General features: G+C 74.5%; 13 protein-coding genes and 1 pseudogene. 1 reads left to right on the top strand and 13 read right to left on the bottom strand.

What is annotated here, in order from left to right; genetic code table 11:
• Positions 1-32 precede the first annotated feature (32 nt).
• The 12 genes from J3A75_RS32020 to J3A75_RS31965 all read right to left on the bottom strand — a co-directional run bounded on the left by J3A75_RS32020 (position 33) and on the right by J3A75_RS31965 (position 14,016).
• Entirely contained in the window at positions 33-947 is a 915-nt protein-coding gene (locus tag J3A75_RS32020; RefSeq protein ID WP_071000297.1) for a 3'-5' exonuclease, read from the bottom strand.
• Between the two features lie 41 nt (positions 948-988).
• Positions 989-1,126 (bottom strand): hypothetical protein, encoded by a 138-nt coding sequence (locus J3A75_RS32015; RefSeq protein ID WP_159392782.1) that lies wholly within the window; start codon positions 1,124-1,126, stop codon positions 989-991.
• Between the two features lie 367 nt (positions 1,127-1,493).
• Positions 1,494-2,378 carry a hypothetical protein gene (locus J3A75_RS32010; RefSeq protein WP_124262945.1) on the bottom strand — a complete coding sequence of 295 codons (885 nt, stop codon included), beginning with the start codon at positions 2,376-2,378 and terminating at the stop codon, positions 1,494-1,496.
• A 472-nt stretch (positions 2,379-2,850) separates the two neighbouring features.
• Complete coding sequence (locus J3A75_RS32005; protein WP_124262946.1) at positions 2,851-4,893, bottom strand: AAA family ATPase; 2,043 nt, start codon at positions 4,891-4,893, stop codon at positions 2,851-2,853.
• Positions 4,890-5,339 carry a hypothetical protein gene (locus J3A75_RS32000; RefSeq protein ID WP_124262947.1) on the bottom strand — a complete coding sequence of 150 codons (450 nt, stop codon included), beginning with the start codon at positions 5,337-5,339 and terminating at the stop codon, positions 4,890-4,892. Before J3A75_RS32000 ends, J3A75_RS32005 begins: the two co-directional genes overlap by 4 nt.
• Positions 5,340-5,391: 52 nt before the next feature.
• Positions 5,392-6,396 carry a metallophosphoesterase gene (locus J3A75_RS31995; RefSeq protein WP_107645320.1) on the bottom strand — a complete coding sequence of 335 codons (1,005 nt, stop codon included), beginning with the start codon at positions 6,394-6,396 and terminating at the stop codon, positions 5,392-5,394.
• Positions 6,393-8,141: an AAA family ATPase gene (locus J3A75_RS36765; protein ID WP_236961830.1), complete on the bottom strand. Its 1,749-nt coding sequence runs from the start codon at positions 8,139-8,141 to the stop codon at positions 6,393-6,395. The genes J3A75_RS31995 and J3A75_RS36765 overlap by 4 nt, the downstream gene beginning before the upstream one ends.
• 41 nt (positions 8,142-8,182) lie before the next feature.
• The gene (locus J3A75_RS31985; protein WP_043075229.1) at positions 8,183-8,965 is read right to left on the bottom strand and encodes a metallophosphoesterase; all 783 of its coding nucleotides are present in this window, start codon (positions 8,963-8,965) and stop codon (positions 8,183-8,185) included.
• A gap of 99 nt (positions 8,966-9,064) precedes the next feature.
• Complete coding sequence (locus tag J3A75_RS31980) at positions 9,065-10,021, bottom strand: hypothetical protein (RefSeq protein ID WP_052517004.1); 957 nt, start codon at positions 10,019-10,021, stop codon at positions 9,065-9,067.
• Positions 10,022-11,353: 1,332 nt separating this feature from the next.
• Positions 11,354-11,620, bottom strand: a complete 267-nt coding sequence (locus J3A75_RS31975) for a hypothetical protein (protein WP_024828390.1) — start codon at positions 11,618-11,620, stop codon at positions 11,354-11,356.
• Between the two features lie 212 nt (positions 11,621-11,832).
• The gene (locus J3A75_RS31970; protein ID WP_071000294.1) at positions 11,833-12,741 is read right to left on the bottom strand and encodes a GGDEF domain-containing protein; all 909 of its coding nucleotides are present in this window, start codon (positions 12,739-12,741) and stop codon (positions 11,833-11,835) included.
• Positions 12,742-13,602: 861 nt separating this feature from the next.
• Positions 13,603-14,016, bottom strand: a complete 414-nt coding sequence (locus J3A75_RS31965; protein ID WP_043075225.1) for a MerR family transcriptional regulator — start codon at positions 14,014-14,016, stop codon at positions 13,603-13,605.
• Positions 14,017-14,074: 58 nt separating this feature from the next.
• Here J3A75_RS31965 and J3A75_RS31960 point away from each other — a divergent pair.
• Positions 14,075-14,807, top strand: a pseudogene (locus J3A75_RS31960) (cation transporter).
• A 130-nt stretch (positions 14,808-14,937) separates the two neighbouring features.
• Here J3A75_RS31960 and J3A75_RS31955 read toward each other — a convergent pair.
• Positions 14,938-17,274, bottom strand: coding sequence for a restriction endonuclease (locus J3A75_RS31955; RefSeq protein ID WP_043075224.1), 2,337 nt, complete (start codon positions 17,272-17,274; stop codon positions 14,938-14,940).
• Between the last annotated feature and the right edge of the window lie 315 nt (positions 17,275-17,589).

The raw sequence follows: 17,589 nt of genomic DNA, 5'->3' as shown, positions 1-17,589 counted from the left end.
CCAGTCCCAGCAAGACACCCACCGCCCGCGTCTCAAGCGATGGTCTCCGAGCCGGCCTGGGCCGGGACGACCATCGCACGACCAGCGGAACAGAGCCGCCAAGCGTCCACGAACCGCCCCAGGTGGGGGCTCGCCGCCCGCGCGCGGTCGAGGTGGTCCATGAGGTCGAGGACCGATCGATCGTGCCCGGCCGCGTCCGTCCGTCCGGACAGGTGAGCCCAGCGCAGGTAGAGCGCGTAGAGGTTCAGGCAGTCCGTCTCGCAATACGCCCTGACCCTCTCGGTCTCGCCCGCGGCGACCATCGCCGACACGCGGGACCCGTGCTCGCCCATCTTGCCCGGCAGGCCGATCGAGGCCGCGGCCTCGTCGAGGGTCAGCCGCTGCGCCGCTCCGTGCTCGGACGTCGCGTCCATCAGGTCGTTGTGCCAGTCCAGGGCGAACCGATGCCGGTAACCCTCCCACCGCGTCCCGCGGCGGAACCAGGCGGGCGCCTCGACGCCGTGCATCATCGACCGCGCCAGGATCGTCGGCATGTCGAACGCCCGGCCGTTCCATGTCACCACGCGGTAGCGGCGCGCCTCGAAGAACCTCCAGAACGCCCGGAGCAGGCGCGCCTCGTCCCAATCCCCCTCCCCGCCGCTGCGGCACGCCGTCACCGCGTACGATTCCCGCCCGCCGGGCTCGCGCAGGATGTCCGCGGTGACGAACGAGATCGCCACGATCCGGTGCCAAGCGTTCTTCGGGAAACGGTCGGGAGGCCAGTCCGGGGGCACCAAGGCGGCGTCGGGGACGGTCTCGATGTCGAGGGCCAGCAGGGCGTCGTGTGGAGCGGCCCCATCGACCGGTCGGGGCCGGACCGGGCGGGCGGCGTCGGCGACGCGCGTGGACGCGGGACGCGGGGTCGGCGCGGGTTCGGGATCGGGCGCGGACGCCGGGCAGGTCTGCATGTCGTCTCCCTCGTCGTTACGGGCCGGCCCACCGCGGCGCCTCAGTCGGCGTTCGGGTCAAGGTCGTCCCAGCCTCGCCTCGAAGAACCGCGCCCGCCGGGCGACGGCAAGCCGTCGAGGCCGTGTGCGAGGTCGTCGCGCGCGTCGAAGCCGGGATCCAGCTCGATCTCGTAGGGCACGCGGAAAAGATCGTCCGGCCGGCGGCCAGACGCCGCCCGCCGAGGCACAGCGAGGAACCCGCGGCCGCGCACGGGGACCGCACGCCTGGCGCTCGTCCCGCTCGGTCCCCGCGCACGGCGGCAGCCCGCTCCCTCCCCGGCGCCGGTCTCGGGCCGGGACGGCTTTCGCGGGGGGCATGACAAGGATGTCCGTGCGCTCATTCTACGCTCCTCGGTGCAAGGGCCGGCCCGCGCCCAGCGGCATGCCGCAGCGGGGTCCGGAACGGCGACCGTCCCCGCATCGGGAACGGCCGGGGGCTTGATGGGACGGGCGCCCGGGCTGGCGCCGACGCACCCGGGCGAACTCGGCGACAGGCGTCGGACCACGTCAGGCCCGGCGCGGCATGATGCCGGCCGGCTCGCCGTCCGAGCTCCGACGGGCATGCGTCGCGCCGACCCGCGCGGGCAGCGCACGCCGGCCGGGCGCGCACGCGGCATGGCGCGGCCAACCCATCGCCTCGACGGCGGCGTCGAGCTCCTCATAGGCGTTGGCCAGTCCGACGAGCCGGTCGGACAACGCCAGCTCGGCGGGCAGCGTCCGCGCGGCCATCAGCGTCGCGAGGTCGGCGGCCTCCAGCCGCCTCGCCCCGGGATCGGCCGCGACGCAGAGCGCCAAGGCGGCGAGGAGCATGCCCATGCGGATGACAGTCGCGTCCGCCTCCCAGGCGGCGAGGCGACGACGCTCGGCCGGCGACAGCCAGGGCAGCGCCATCGGCAGCGCCCGGGTCGCGAACGGCAGGCGCGGCCCCACGGCCGAGGCCAGCTGCGCCCGGGTCCGGAGTTCCGACTGCCCCGGCCCCGCCAGGAACCAGGCCGGGGGCGCCGCGGCGAAGGCCCCGGCGTCCTCCGCGGCGAGATACCGCGCCGCCCTCAGCGCCCGGGAGGCGGAGGCCTCCTGGAAGCCGACCGTGACCACGGCATCGAACTGATTCCGCAAGGCGCGGTCGCGCACGCTGGTCAGGGGCAGCGCGGCGACGAAGTCGCCGCCAAGCGTGGTCGCCGCGCGCGCCGCCCGCTCGACCTCGAACGCATTCGCGTTCGGGGCGAGGGCGACGACCGACGTCCCCCCGGGCGCCCCGGCGCCCCCGGCCGCGGGGGCCGCCCCGGCGAGGGCGAGGGTGGTGTCGCCGTGCAAGGCGGACAACCCGAGGCAGAGCATGCGGCCGCACAGCGCGCCCGCGTCGTCGTCGGAGAAGAAAGCGATCTTGGTCACAAGCATGCCCTCCTTAAACGCGTCCCCGGAACGGGACGATGCCAATATACCCATGGGGGGTATTGTTGTCCGCCTGTCGCGGCCGCCTTCAGTCGAAGATGAGTCACGAGTCCGTAGCGCGAAGGCAGTCATTCTCCCTTCGCGCTTAGCGCCGTGTTCACCAATCGCGCCCTCCGATCAGTCGATGCGCCAGGTAACTCAGTGAGGCGATCGGCGCACCGCCGCCGATGCCTCGTCATGTTGACTCGTTTTGAGAACCCTCCCGCATCGATCGCCGCTCTACTGCACGCGACACTTGGATCAACTTGGGATCAAGATCGACTATCGCCGCAGTCGATTTCGCTGTTTGCTCGCAGATCGAAGACGAGACTATTTCAGTCCAGCGCACTCGATCGCGGAAACGCCGTGTATTCGACCGCGGCCGGGGGCGCCGCGATCGTGGATCGACGACATTGTCCACAGGCGCCACGGCTCACCTGTCGGCGTCCGGCTCGCCCCGGCGGCGCGAGCCCCGGATTATCTTTCTGATCGCCGCGTCGCCGATGTCGCCCTGGCGATCCAGGGCATCGGCCAGCCGACCCAAGGCCGCCCGCCGGGCCCGAACGGCCCCGGAGGCACGCCCGTACGCCGCCGTCAGGCGAAGGTGCACGGCGGCCGCCACGCCGGGGACGCGCAGCAGGTCGGCCGTGGCCGCCTTCGGGAGCGCCACCAGGGGCGTGCGCGGCGAGAAGCCGAGGTGGGTCTCCATCGCGACGGCGAGGCGCGTCGCCGCCGCGAGGTCCTCCGCGGCCCCGGCCGTCACGTCGCCGAACACGGCCTCCTCCGCGGCCCTGCCCGCCAGCATGATGGCGAGGCGCTCGTCGAGCTGCGCCTCGGTGACGGGACCCGCCCCTTCCCCGGCCCCGATCCACGCCGCGCCGCCTTCGGCGCCGATCGCGGCCGACAGCGACGCCGCCCCCGCCCCGATCGTCGCGGCGGCGAGCACGTGCCCCGCCTCGTGGACCGCGACCCTGCGGCGTACGCTCGCGGGCAACGGCGGCCACGCCTCAGCCGCCGCCGCGGCAAGATCCGCCGCGTCGAGGTCGCGCCCCGCCCGGCGCGCAAGCCCGCGGGCCCGGCGGACCACCGCCTCGGCGTCGGCGCCGGTGGCGCCGAGCAGCTGGCCCGCGAGGGGCCGCAGGTCGAGGCCCGGCAGGGCGCCGGCGAGGTATCCGCGCAGGATGAGGGCCAGGTCGACGGCGTCCGGCGGCTGGATCCGGACGTGGCGCTCAAGCCGGCCCGACCTCAGGATCGCGGGGTCGATCCGGCCGGGGTGGTTGGTCGTCCCGACCACCACGACCCCCTCGCGGGAGGCGGCCCCGGCCAGGTGTTCGAGCAGGGCGTTGACGACCTGCGTGGCGTAATCCCGGCTATGCTCGGGAAAGCTCGCGCGGTCGCCGAAGGAGTCGATCTCGTCGACGAGGGCCACGCAGGGGGAGCGGCGGGCGCGGTCGAAGAACGCGCGCATCGCGCCCAGGGTGTGGCCGAGGTGGCCGTCGCGGGCCGCCTGCCATTGCGCGAGCGAGCCCGCGATCAGGGGGAGTCCGGCGCTGCGGGCCAGCGCCGCCGCGAAGGCCGTCTTGCCCACGCCCGGGGGACCGGACAGCAGGGCCGCGGATTCGAGGTCGGCCCACCGCGGCGCAGCCGGCCCGCCGGCGAGCCACGCCCTCAGGTCGAGGACGAGGGAAAGGCCCCAGTCGCGGGCGGCGCCGTAGCCGTGCAGCTCCTCCAGCCCCGGTCCGCCCCGGTCGGTCCCGGCCTTGGCGGACACGATCGCGGCGAGCCTGCTCGCGGAGCCTTCGCCGCCGCGCGCGGCGTGCACGGCCAGGCTCAGGTCCCCGGGATCGCAGAGCGCGGCCCCGGCGGCGGACAGGCGCGACCGCGGCGCCGCGCCCGTCACCGCCTCGACGACGAGGGCGACCTCGGTCGGGTCGAGGGCCTCCACCTCGATCCGGAGCTCGGCGCCGCGCACCAGGTCGCGCGGCAGCAGCCGCGCAGGATCCTGCGAGACCCCGATCACGACGGCGCCGTCCTGGAGCGCCTGCCGGACCTCGCCGTTTCGCCTGTCCGGCTGGTGCCCCGACGACGAGCCGTCGGCCTGCACGACCAGGGCGGTTCCCGCACGGCCGTCGCCGCGCGGGAACCGCCGCCCCGGGTCGACGAGGCACAGCGCGGACGCGGAGGCGACCGGCTCGACCCATTCCATGGCCGGCACGGTCACCAGCAGGATCGCGGGGCCGAGCCGGGGAAGCGCGCCGACCCCGCCGACGGCGTCCACCGCGCGGCCGAGGGCGACGGCCGCGCCGGCGAGGTCGGCGCTCGGGCGCCGGGGGCCGTCGAGGAGTGCGTCGACCGCCTCGTCGAAGCTCGCCGCCGGACGGCCGTCCTCGACCAGGAGGGCGAGGAACGCGCGCGCCGTCGCCTCGCGGCGCGGGATCGCGGACGCGGCGCGGGTCGGACCCACCCCGGCCGTCACGCGCGCCTCCCGCGGCGGGGCCGCGCCGCGCGTCCAGACCGCGCGGTCCACGCCCGCGCGATCCGGGCCAACTCGCCGTGGCCGGGGCGCGACCGCGACAGGGCGCGCAGCGCGTGGGACAGCACGACGCCCGCGGTCGGGTCGCCGTCCCGGTGCGCCAGGACGAGAAGGTTCCCCATCACCAGGTCGGCGAGCGGGCCCTCGGGACCGTGGTGGCGGATCCGGTCGATGGCGACGGCCGCGGCCGCGGCGGGATCGCCGGCCCGGGCCGCGGGCCAGCGGCGCTCGTGCAGGATCGCGGTCGCGGCGACAGCGCCCGCCAGGGCCGTCACGTCGGACTTGGCGATCTCGGACGGCGCCCGGGTCCGCCACAGGGTCAGCGGGCAGCAGCGCGGCGGCATCGTCCCGCCCCGACGCGCCAAGCGCGGGCCGCGTGCTCTCGACATGTCCATGTGCGCTCCCATTCCCAGCTCCGGTGTTCGGGATCGTGGCGGCGCCTCAGGCCGTCACGACGAGGGTCGGGTCGAAGGCGTGCGCCGCCATCGCGTGGTCGCGGCCGCCGGTCCGCGGGTTGGCCACCACGCGCGTCTTGGCGACCCGGTGGTCGGCGGCCGCCGGCACGTTGCCGTGTACCCACAGCGACGGGGCCCCCCAGGCCGCCATGGCGGCGGCGGCCTCCGACGCCAGGGACGCCGGCAGCCAGGGGTCGGCGTGCCATCCCTCCCAGTCGACGGGGAGCGAGCGCGGGGTCGGCGCGTGGCACGTCACGACGACGGCCGCGTCGCCCGGCAGCGCGGTGTCGACGCACGCGTTCGGGCCGGGCGGGAGGCCCAGGGAGCCGATCGCCGCGCTCGTCAGCGCGTCCTCGATGAAGGCACGGCTGCGCGCATGCATCGCGAGGGTGTCCAGGGGCGTCAGGGGGCGTCCGCGGCGGAGCTCGATGCGCCCGGCCTCCTCCCAGGCCGTGCGGGCCGCGACGCGCGCCGGGGGCCGGCCCGACGACGCGCCCAGCTGCCAGTCCGTCCACAGGGTGGCACCGACCACGACGGTCCCGTCGCCGTGGGCGGGCCCGAACCGGAACGCGTCGTCGGAGAGCAGGACGAGGCCGAGATCGGCGGCGAGCTCGCGACCCCGGGCGAGCGCCTCGGCCATCGGCGTGCCGGATCGGTATTCGACGTTGCCGGGCACGACGCAGACCGGCCGACGGCCTTGCCGGCCGTCGAGCGCCCGGGCGAGCCAGGTCAGGGACGCGGAGAGGCCCGGGCCGACGTTGCCGGCGACCAGCATCGCGTCGAAGGCGGGCAGCGGCTCCGGGAGCGCGAGGTCCGGGCGGAGGTCGACGCGCAGGTCCGACAGCACCCAGAAGGCGGGGCGCGGCGAGACCCGCTCCGCGGCCCGCGCGTGCGCCAGGATCCCGGCCATCGCGGCCGGGGCGAGCCAGCACACGCCCGGCTCCGCCCGGACGGGCGTCCCCGTCCCGTCGGCGCTCGGGCGGATGTTCATTGCGGGCTCCGGGTCAGCGCGCGATCCCGCACGCGCAGGATCGCCTCGACCGCCCGGCGCAAGCGCCGCAACGAGCCGCCGCGCCAGCGCGCCCGCAACGCGGCGCGCTCGACCGCGTCGAGGGGCAAGTGGAATCGCGGGTCGAACCCCGCCTCCATGGCGACCCCGGCGAGGATGCCCGGGAGCAGGGCGTCGAGGTGGTCGGCGCGTGCCTCCGGGAACCGGACGACCCGCATCCGGTCCAGCAGGGGCGCCGGCAGGACGGCAGGCGCGTTGGCGGTGCAGATGACGGTGACCCACGAGAGGTCGAGCTCGACCTGCAGGCAGGGGTCCGGGAAGCGGGCGGCGTTCTCCGGGTCGAGAGCCTGGAGCATCGAATCCCAGAGACGCCCATGATCGGTCCGCGTCGCCGCCTTGTCGACCTCGTCGACCATCACGATGGGGTTGGCCTGGGCATGCCGTGCGACGGCCATGAACGGCCGGCAGGGCTCGGACGAGTACCAGCGCCGCTCGGTGCCGCCGAAGGAGCCTCCGGCGTCGTTCGCGCCGTCCACGCGGTAGACCCCGACGCCGAGCGACTCGCCCAGCCGCCGGACGAACCGCGACTTGCCGGACCCGGGCGGCCCCGCGATGACCATCGGCGGGGCGTGGACGTGCGGACGCGCCGCGAACGCGCCGAGCGTGGCGTCCACCGCCGCGACGGCGTGCGGGAACTCCTCCAGGAGGGCACGGCGCACGCCGGCGAGGTCAGGGGTCGGGACCAGCGGCAGCGCCGTGCCGATCGCGTTCTCGTAGCCGCGCGCCACCTCCTTGGCCTTGCTGTGGCCCGTCCGATTCAGGTGGGGGCAGACCAGGACGTGGCCTGCGGGGACGTCGGCGACCGCGGCGGCCCCGCCGTCCTGCCGGCGGTCCGCCTCGTCCCGGTAGGCGCGCACCATGTCCCGCAGGTCGGCGATCTCGGATTGGGCGCGCGCTTCGCCGGCCCGGCGTCCGTCCCGCTCGGCGGCGACCGTCAGGGGCTGCGCGACGGCCTGCCCGACGACCGCCGCGACCTGCGCGAGCGTGCCCGTGGTCCAGAGGCCGCGGGACCGGCCCGTCGCGACGGCCGAGAGGCCGACGGCGAGAAGGCGCGCCTCCTGGCAGATGTCCGCGAACGCCGATTCGAGTTCCGCGCGCCAGGACGCCCCGGCCTCGTCGGTCGCCTGGGTCGCGCCGTCGGGAGCCGCCGCCGGCCTCCCGAGCGGGTCGAGGTGCGCCCACGGCGCGCGCGCGGCGTCCCCGCCGGCCTGAGCGCCTGCGGGGACGGGCGCAAGCCGGTGGAGCTGCGCCCCGACCTCCGGGAGCCGATCGAGGTACGACCAGGCCGCGGCCGCGGCGCGCCCGGCGTGCTCCGCGACGCGCTCGAAGGCGCCGAGCAGGACGAGGGCGTCGGCGATCTCCCGGAGGGTGGGGTCGTCCCCGAGCGCGGCCGCCCGGTCGAGGGCGCCGAGGCCGCAACCGTCGGCCTCCCCCGGCCCCGCGGCACCGTCCTGCGGCGGCACGTCCAGCCCGGGACACGGCCCGACGTTCTCGCGAAGCCACGCCGTCACGCCGGCGCCCAGCCCGGGCGTGGCCGCCTCGGCGTCCGCGGCGAGCTGCGCCGGGAGCGGACCGTCCGTGGCGTCCGCGTCGAGGCCGGCGCGCAGGGCCCGCGGCAGGTGCCGCAGGACGATGCCGCGCGCGATGTCCGGGGTCACGTCCTTCATGGCATTCTCCAGGCGGTTGCGGCGGGACGGGCGGCGGACGCTCAGGTCGTGGCGTCGAGGACCAGCGCGGGGTCGAAGGCCCGGTTCTCGCGCCCATACCCCTTGGGGTTGCAGACAACCCGGGTCCGACCGACCACGTGGTCGCGGCTGGCGTGGACGTGCCCGTGGACCCAGACGGCAGCCCCCAGGCGACCGATCGTCCCCTCCAGGCGCGAGGCGAAGGCCGGGTTCAGCGGCCGGCCCGCGAAGGCCGGGTCGAGGGACGCCGCGGCCGGGGCGTGGTGGGTGACGACGACCCGGGCCCGGGCCAGGGTCCACGCCCGGTCGAGGGCGAGCGACTCCAGCCGGGCGCGGCTGGCGCGGTGGACCGCGGCGGCGTCCTCGGGCCGGAACGGCATGGCCGCCGGGCGGCGCGCCCGGTCGATCCGGCGGTGATCGGCGAGCATCCGCCGGGCGTCGTCCATCGAGGACGCCACCCGCCCGTCCCCGTCCAGCCGGTAATCGGTCCAGAGCGTGCACCCGGCGAACGCGACGTCGCCGATCCAGGTGGCCTCGTCCTCCAGGAAGTCGACGCCGGACCGCGCCGCCGCGATCCGCCCGGCCGCCAGGGCGTCGGGACGGCACGACCGGTAGTATTCGTGGTTTCCCGCCACGAAGACCACGCGCATGTGCGGGCGTATCGTGCGCGCGAGCCAATCGAGCGAGGTCTCGATCCCCTCGCCGACGTCGCCCGCGACGACGGCGACATCGGCCTCAGGAATGGCCTCAGGCGTCCACGGGACGCCCATGTCGCGGTGCAGGTCGGACAGGATCCAGAGGCGCATGCGCAAGACTCCGTCAACCGACGCCGCGTGCGGCTCGGCTCGGCTGGACTGGGCTTGGAACTGGGACTTGGACCGGGGGCCCGGGGAGGCCGCGCCGACCTAGTGCACGGCGCCCGCGGAATCGCCGGCCGGCGTGCGCAGGACGTACCAGCGCGACAGCGTCCGGGCGAACGTCGCGCGATCCGTGAGGTAGACCTCGCTGGTCCGCACCCGGTGCCCCTCGGCGATGCCGGGGTGGCCGGTGACCCGTCCCTTGAGCACCGGGGCGAAGACGGCGTCGCACGACCAGCCGTCGAGCACGGGCGCGCCGGCCAGGTCGTCGGCGGTCGGCTTGAGCCCGGCCTCCGCCGCCTCGACGTCGTCGGCGAGGTCGCGCAGCCTCTCGGGCAGCGACCGGACGTCTGCGGCCTCGCCGATGCGCCTCGCCTCGTCCTCGCGGGCTTCGGGCGGCAGGTTCCGCCCGGGAGCCCCCGTGGCCCGCCGAACGGCGCCCAGCAGCGTCAGCGCGACCCGCAGGGCATGCCCTCCGGGGGTCCCGTCGGCCAGGCCGGAGGCCTCGCCCCGACCTAGCGGCGGCACCGCGCAGGGAAGCGTCGGTCCGTCGGGATCGAGGAGCGCCATCGCGGCCGCGAACCGCGCCGCCGCCGGCGCGCCGCCGGCGCGTCGGCAGCCGAGATACCACGTCGGTACCGGGGTCGTGTGTGCGGCGCGCCATGCGGCGGCCTCGCGCTCGTCCGCGGCGTGCGGGCCGACCACGAGGACGGATGCGTCCAGCAACGCGCGGACCGCTCCCGCGCGCAGGTGCCTCGACGGCAGGTCGACGAAGACGGGTCCGCCGCCCCGCAAACACGCTTCCGCCGCCCGGGCGACCTCGCCCGCGGACGCCGTCTCCCGGAAGCGGACGTGGCGCAGGCCGGTGCGCGATCCCGGCACGGCGACGCGCTCGGACGCCAGCAGGGTCGCCGCGCCGTCCGCGACGGTGGCCGCGTGCGCGGCGAGGAGGGACGCGTGTGACGCGTCCGTGCGCCCCGAGGCGCCGGAGAAGGCGATCAGCATGGTGGAACTCCAAGCACGCCGGGACGACGTCCGGGATGGACGCCATCGGCGGCACATCGCTGGCCGGGCCGCGCCGAGGCGCGGCTGGTTCAGGGAACGACGACGCGCCGCCGCGGACAAGGCGATGGTCGAGGTCAGGGGATTATGGAGGGCCCGGGCGCGCACCTGCACGTCTCACCGGGAGAAGCGTCCACTACAGCAGAAGCGCTTCGATGTCTAGACTTTACCGGGCAAAACATCTGTTGATTGCGGGGATATCGACAAATATTTTCCCGTCGGAACAGTCGATCCTGATCGTGGGTCCGGTCCGCCTTCACGCCGCATTGGCTTCGTCGCCCGCGCGGCGATGGCGGGAGGGCGAGCCGCGACGCCCGCGCACCGAGCCATTCGATGAATGGCCGTGACGCCCCGCGAAACGGCGCCCCGGCTCCCGCGTCCGGGGGGCCGGGTCACGCAGCGCGTGGCTTGCGCCGGAGGCGGCGGAGTGCGTCGGTCGTGCCATTGCCGTGACCCGACCGGTGACGCGGCCGTCCCGAAGCCGGCCTCGGGACGGCCGCCTCGTGGACACTTGGCCCTTCCGGGCAGGCCCGGGCAACCGCACCGAGGCGCATGCCCCGATGACGGCATCGGCCGGGGGCGAACGCCCGCGCGGCGCGCGGGACGTTTCGGGGCGCGGCGGGCGGCTCCACGCTCACGTAACGCCCGGCCGGCGCCTGAACGCGAACGGCTCGATCTCGTGGATGAGTTTGTCCCCGTGCCAGAGCTGCGCCCTGCCCGTTCCGCTGAGCGCGTGTGCCAACTCCACAGCCTCGTCGCCATCCATGGCAACGATGTCGTGGGTCTGGATCGTCCTACCCCGCGCGTCGAGGCGCCTGACGCAGTACCGCCCTTCTGGGGAAGCTTGCTCCTGACCGCCGGCCCGGGAGGCCGGGGACGGATCGACATCATCCACCACAGCAAACCTTCGGAGTTTCAGCGCGGCGTCGGCCGGATGCCCCTCAAGAGGCCTCACCGCGACATTGCATCGCCACACGGCACGCCGACGCATGACTTGTCGCCGGACGGCCAGCACACCTCGTATGTAGTCTCGGATCCTGTGCGCCCGTACATGGGCGCATATCAGGCGAACTCTATACTTTGGTTCACCCCGGATGGCCAGCATGCGGGCGCCCCCGCAGGGTTGGAAGCAAGCCGTCGTACCCGGCAGACGCCCCATGCCCGGCCGATCCCGACTGATCAGCATCGGGCCCGGGCGACGGAGCCGGGGCGCGAACCGGTGCCCCGGCGGAACGGTGACGTGAATCGGCCGGCATCGAGCTTCAGGCCGGGACGCTAATCCTCGCCACCAGAGAATCGTCCTTCGATGTGCGTCGCCGCGTCTGCGTATAGCTCGCAACGTCGGAGCAGGACGGCGCGCCTCTCCGGCTTGCGCGTCCCATCCGCCTTCGCTTTCGCCTTGTCGGCACGCTCGCGCATCTTCTTGGCGAGCTTGCGGAAGGCCTTGTCGATCTTCGAGCTGACCTGCTCGACCTCCGCCTTCACCGCATCCTCATGGTCTGGCATCGGCCCGGGAAGCGTGCTCCTTTCGTCCTTGGCCAAAGGCATCTCCATCGACCTGCCCGCACCCCTTACCCGATCCACTGCGACAATGCGATCACGGTCGCGATGCATGCCGACCGGCGGGCGCGCCGACCGCCCAGCCCGCGGGCATCATGCGTGAGGTCCGGATCGTCAGGTCGGCCGCGAGGATCGCCGGCGGCATCGAGCCGTTCCCGCGAGTGGCGGCGGGCCCTGCCGCGCCGGCTCGCACGTCAGGCAACCATCGGGATCGCGGCGGCATCCGGTTCGGGGGAGGCCCGCACCGTCGGCGGCAAGCTGCCGAGGCGCAGGCCCCCCTTGCCCCCGGCCTTGGCGGCGTACATCAGCGCGTCGGACGCACGTAGCGCCGCGGCGAGGCTCTCGCCCGAGCCGGCCGCCAGGACGATCGCCCCCATGCTCGCGCCGACGCCGCGGCCGGCGAGCGCATGCACGAGGCTTTGGTGCAACGCCTCCGCCCGGACTGCCGCCAAGGCGTCCGTCTCGGCCTGCAGCAGGAAAGCGAACTCGTCCCCTCCAAGCCGAGCGATCCGCTCCCCGTGGGAGAGGGTTGCCCCTGCCGCGGCAACGACCCGGCGCAGAACCTCGTCCCCGGCGGCATGGCCTTCCCGGTCGTTCAGCGCCTTGAAGCCGTCCAGGTCGGCCATCACCACGACGTGGCGCCCGCCGCGCCGCGTCGACAGGACGGCCTGCGCGTGATCCTCGAACGCGATCCGGTTCAGGGCGCCTGTCAACGCGTCCTGGCGGGCGGCCTCCCGCTCGCGGTCGTAGGCGCGCCGCAAGGTGCAGGTGGCGAAAACCACGAAGGCATAGGTGCCGAGGCGGAGGAAGGCCCGGGCGACCGCGACCGCCGGAGGCAGTGCCGCTTCCTCGGGCAAGGCGGGCAACACGTTCAGCAAAGCGGCGGCCAAGGCGACGCCACAGGCGACCGCAGGTCCGAGCCGCCAGCCCGCCAGGACGATCAGCGGGATGTAGGCGGGCCCCATGCCGATCCCAGGAACCATGCGGTCGATGGTGGCGAGCGCGAGGCCGGCCGCGGTCAGCACCGCCCACGACGCCGCCAGCGGGTATTCCCTCGGTGGGATGATCGGACGCCGGTCCGGCAACCTGCCCCGCGACAGCATCGCCTTCCCTCCCATCGGTCGCGGAGCCAAGCGCCGCGCCACGAGATTGCCATGCGATTCCTTAAGGTTGTCCTGGGCGGCTGGCGCCGGCGACAGTCCGCGGTCCCGTTCGCCGGAACGACGGACGCCGCCTGGATTCGGCATCCCTTCGGTCCCGTCGGGTTCGGGTCCCGACCAATGGCCCTTGGCCGTCGTCCCGCGGACGCCGCCGGATCAATGACGCCACTCGCGGGCTTCACCCGACCGAGGCCTATCAGGTTCGATGACGCTGCTTTCGCAGCGTCTCGGCGGATGTATTCCGCAGGCCGGAGGCGATGATGGCGATGGCGAATCCCGGCGCGCCGATCGCGGCGCTGCGGGGGGGCGACCCCGAGGATGGATCCGGCCTTGCGCGAAGCCCGCACCCGCTACGATCACCCCACCGGATGGCTCGGCGTCGACATCGCCGACGCCCTGGTCGCGCGGTGGCTGATCACGCCGGGCGATGAGGCCGGCACGGTGGCCACGCCCCACGGCGGGCGACTGGGTTCGTCATCGAGGCCGAGCCGGCCGGACGGAGCCACCTGCCCCGCCGCCCGTTCCGGCACTGGAGCGAACGACGGCCGCATCTCGTCAGCCGGCCCGGCGGCGCCCAGTGTCGCCGCCGCGGGGGGACTTGTATCGAGCGAGCGTCGACGGGGCGGGCGCGCCGTCCGGGTGACCGAAGCGGGCCCAACGGCCAACGGACCTTTCGACGGCGGCCGCCCCTCCCGATCCCCGACGACGGGCGGACAGGCGTGACCCGCCCCCGCCACTCTTGCGGGGCGCTCCTCCCCGGGCATACGGGCCGCGGCTTGGATCACACCGGGGACGGACCGCCCGCTACTCGGCAGGTTGCTCCATATCCGCGAGCGCCTCGATCACCCGGCAGTCGCCGACCCGCCCTCGGCCACAGGTGTCCAGGGCGCGCCGCAGCTCGCGTCGGAGGGCCACGAGCCGGGCGATGCGCCGGTCGATGTCCTCGACGTGACGGCGGGCGATGCCGTCGACCTCCGCGCACGGGCGGTCCGGCTGCTCACTCAACGCCAGCAGTTCGCGCACCGCGGCCACCTCGAACCCAAGCTCGCGCGCGTGCCGGATGAAGTGGAGCCGCGCCACTGCGGCGGCGTCGTAGCGGCGCTGCAGTCCACCCGTGCGCGCCGGGACGCGCAGCAAGCCAACGCCTTCGTAATAGCGGATCGTCGGCACCTTTACCCCTGAGCGCCGCGCCAGCTCGCCGATCGATATCTCTGCCATGGCCCTTGAACCTTTGGTGGCTATAAGAAGTAGGTGAGGGCCGAAGGCGAGTCACCCCATAGCCGACGGCTGCTGCGAAAGACGCGTTGCCCGCTGCCAACCACCCGCGCCCGCACCGGCGGGACATCCCTCCCCCGCCATCGCCCACGGCGCGGCGGCCGCTGCGTGCTGCACCGGCGGCGTCCCGGTCTTCGATGGCGGGAACCCACGCCACAAGCGCATCCTCTGGACGGTGATCGGCCCGGAACGGGGCGTTGTTCCTCGGAGAGATGGCGGCGGGCCGGCTCGCTGGGTCTCAGGCGCTCAGGCCGACGCAATGGCCTTGCTCGCCGACACGGTGACCTACGGCCTCTGGCTGGCGGTGATCGGAGCGAGCCTGCGCACCCGTGCGTCGGCCGCGCTCACCACGGGCGTGCCGCCGTCGCTGATGGCGTTCGGCTCGACGGTCTGCCAGACGCTGGCCCTCGGCCTGCCGAAGGCGGAGGTCATGGGTCTGGCCGGCGAGCTGGCGCTGGCGGTCAACGCTGCCTCGGTGCTGCTCCCGAGCCCGTACAAGGACGGCGGTGCGAACATGCGCTCGCTTTTGGTCGTGCTCGCGCAACGACGCGATCGGCAATGTCATCGCCATGGGCGCGGTGCTGGCGGTGCGGGGCACCTCGACCGCGTGGCCCGACCTTCCGGCCGCCGCCCTCATGCCCGGCATGTTCCTCACCTCCTCCGCGCAGTTGCCAAGGCGGGCATGGTCGGAGTACCGCGAGGGCGAGCGGGTGCGCCCGGCGCCGGTGGAGTAGCCGATACGGACCGGTGCCAAGCGCGGACTGACTGGGCTCCGTCGGCCGGAGCGTTGCGACGTGGCATGGGCCGGCGACCGCCGGGACGTGGGCCTCGGTGCGGCCGCCGAACCGGCCGAACCGGCGCGTCTCACCGGCCGTCCGTCGGATCGGTTCGGTCGACGTCGCTGAAGATCGACCTCCGAGGCCGCTCCCGCGGCGGCGGCGGGGCGGCGGCGATCTCGGGGATCGTGGTCGCGGAGGCGAAGGCCCATTCCTCCTCCTCGTCGCCGGGCTCGGTCAGGGCGTGCCGCTCCCGCCGTCGCTGCACTAGATCGTGGACGGCTTCCGCCATGAGGTCGCGCGCCTCCTCGATGAGTTCCTCGGCCCCGTCGTCGAGCACGCCGATGTCGGCGAGCGCGCCGAACCCCTCCTCGAAGCGCTCGAAGTTCCTGTCAGGGTCCTCCTCGGGATCGGCCGTGGCCGCCGCCTGCCGGATCAGGCCGGCGACCGCCGGCAGGGCGCGCGTCCTGAGTTCCAGCCCGAGCGCGACGAGGCCGCCGGGCGGCAACAGCGCCAGGAAACCGGGATCCGGCAGGAACGAGAGCTCGAAGCCGTCGACGGCCGCGGCTGCGAGCTCGGCCGCCGCCCGGGCCCGGACCGTCTCCGGGAGGAGACGAAGCCGGTGCGCCCGCGCGACGAGATTGAGCCACGGGTCGTCGGCGGCGCGCTCGGTCCGCCAGGTCGCCCTGTCCAGGAGTCCCGGGTCCGCCGCGACCACGCGGGCGAGCAGGTCATCGCTGGCCCGGCGCGCCAGAAAGAGGAACAGCGAGCGGTTGGTGTCCTGCCTGTCCTCCACTCCGGCGATCCTGGCGGCGACGACGTCGTTCATCGACGCCGGGATGATGCCGGCGTCCCTGGCGGCCGGCATCCCCTCCGAGACGAAACCGGACAGGATGTTCTCGGGGGCGATGCCGCGCAGCAGCGCCGCGACCATGTGGGCCTGCCCGCGCAGGATCTCGGTCAGGGCGTCGCCGATGGTCGGATGGGAGAACGTCCAGGTTCCGCCGCCGGCCGACCGCTCGACGACGAACGAGCCCGCCAGCTCGGCGATGCGGTTGCGCACGTCGGCCAGGCGGACGCCGAGCAGGTCCGCCACGGCCCGGCTCGTGTCGTCGTCCCAGCCGTCGGCCGACAGTCGCCCCTGATGGACGTAGACGAGCATCAGGGCGGCGCGCAGCGTGTCGCCCAGGGAGCCGATGGTCTCGACGAGGTGCTCGCGCGGCTCGCGCATGAACCGGAGGAGACCCTCCACGGTCGGCCGCAGGCCCCGCGTGAACGCCGGGTCGCCGAGACGCTCGGCGACCCCGGGCAGGAAGCCGTCGACCTCGGCCACGGCGTCGAGGCAGGGCTTGACCGACGCCTTCCATGCCGGCGCCTGGCCGCCGAACGCGACGTGGTTGTACAGGATCTGCGCCCTCTCGGCACCCGTGAGCGCACCGACGTCGACGACCGCCCGCCCGTCGACGAAGGCGGCGAGGTTGCGCTGCCCAAGGAGCGGCTTGGCGCGCTGGTAGATGTGGCGGCGCGAGGTGAGCAGGAAGCGGTTGCCGTGCGACAGGGCCGCCTCGATCTTCCGGAAGGCGGAACTCCAGTCCTGGACGTACTCGTCCCGCATGACGTTCGGGCCGAAAGCGTCGTCGATCCAGAAGAAGCGCTTCCGATCATTCGGATTCCAGCCGTCACCGAGCTCCCGCGGCCCGGTCAGGTGCAGCACCGTGCAGCCCGCCTCCTCGCTCGCCATCGCCGAGAGGATGGCGCCGATGGTCGACTTGCCCGCCGAGGGGTTGCCAAGGAGCAGGACGGCTCCGTGCTCGTTCAGGGCGTGGACGGCACGGCGGTGCGCCTCGGTCGGCACGTACGAACGCAGCTTCGGCAGCCACTGCTCCAGCAGCGCGCGCGACTGCGCCGCCATGCGCTCGTCCAGGATCGCCCCGAGGTCGCCGAGGCCGTAGACCTGCGGGACGAGGGCGCGCAGGCGGGCGCGCGCACGTATCGACCGGATCAGCCATTCCCGGCCGAGGACGTGCGGCCTCGCGACGCCCCGCGCACGAAGCCGCGCGCGTATCGCGCAAGCCACCGGGGCGTCCACGCCCATGCTGGTCATCAGGATGTAGGTCTTCGCCTGCCCCAGGGCGACGAGCCGGTCGACGCTGGCGAGCTCCGCGGCGATGTCCCCCACCCTCAGGCGCCTCCGTCCGTCCGCGGAGTGCTTGCACTGGATCGTCGCGTCGTGGCCGCCGCCCGGCCCCGACAGGAACACCGCGTCCTGCCCGCCGTCCTGCGCCTCCCGATAGACCTGGACCGGGCGCCGCAGCACCTCCTCGCAGACCTGCGCGCATAGATCCTGGAAGGCCTTCCACCCGATCGTATGCAGGGCGAGGTCGCTCCAGGGCCCCTCGGCCCGCACCCGCATCGTACCGGCCATGCCGTCCCTCCGACCCAGGGCAGCAATCGTTCGCCCAGGCCCAAAGGATAGGCCGGCATCGCCTACCCATTCGATAGCGCATTCGGCCGCCGCACTGGAAAGCCCGGCGCGACGGGGCCGCGGACGATGCCCCCCGATGCTCGGCTAGGTCGGGAGTCCCCTTCGGCCCGCGGGGACGATGACCGGGCATGCCCCTTCGCGGAGCGGCGTCGCCTCCCCGCTCGCCCGCGGCGCGTCCGGTCCGCCACGGGCCCACGGATGCCGGGCGCCGGCCCTCCCGGTCTCCCGCATCGGCGCCTCCCGCCGCCCTGTCGC

The sequence above is a fragment of the Methylobacterium sp. PvP105 genome (assembly GCF_017876975.1).
Lineage (GTDB): Bacteria > Pseudomonadota > Alphaproteobacteria > Rhizobiales > Beijerinckiaceae > Methylobacterium > Methylobacterium radiotolerans.
Note: the sequence above shows the minus strand (reverse complement) of the source record. Positions and strands in the feature narration are given on the sequence as shown.

What these genes read in the sequence shown, in the direction of transcription:
- J3A75_RS36765 (WP_236961830.1), bottom strand. Translation starts at nt 8,141, where the DNA reads ATGAAGGACGTGACCCCGGACATCGCGCGCGGCATCGTCCTGCGGCAC.
- J3A75_RS31970 (WP_071000294.1), bottom strand. Translation starts at nt 12,741, where the DNA reads ATGCTGTCGCGGGGCAGGTTGCCGGACCGGCGTCCGATCATCCCACCG.
- J3A75_RS31980 (WP_052517004.1), bottom strand. Translation starts at nt 10,021, where the DNA reads ATGCTGATCGCCTTCTCCGGCGCCTCGGGGCGCACGGACGCGTCACAC.
- J3A75_RS32020 (WP_071000297.1), bottom strand. Translation starts at nt 947, where the DNA reads ATGCAGACCTGCCCGGCGTCCGCGCCCGATCCCGAACCCGCGCCGACC.
- J3A75_RS31995 (WP_107645320.1), bottom strand. Translation starts at nt 6,396, where the DNA reads ATGAACATCCGCCCGAGCGCCGACGGGACGGGGACGCCCGTCCGGGCG.
- J3A75_RS31965 (WP_043075225.1), bottom strand. Translation starts at nt 14,016, where the DNA reads ATGGCAGAGATATCGATCGGCGAGCTGGCGCGGCGCTCAGGGGTAAAG.
- J3A75_RS32000 (WP_124262947.1), bottom strand. Translation starts at nt 5,339, where the DNA reads ATGTCGAGAGCACGCGGCCCGCGCTTGGCGCGTCGGGGCGGGACGATG.
- J3A75_RS31955 (WP_043075224.1), bottom strand. Translation starts at nt 17,274, where the DNA reads ATGGCCGGTACGATGCGGGTGCGGGCCGAGGGGCCCTGGAGCGACCTC.
- J3A75_RS31985 (WP_043075229.1), bottom strand. Translation starts at nt 8,965, where the DNA reads ATGCGCCTCTGGATCCTGTCCGACCTGCACCGCGACATGGGCGTCCCG.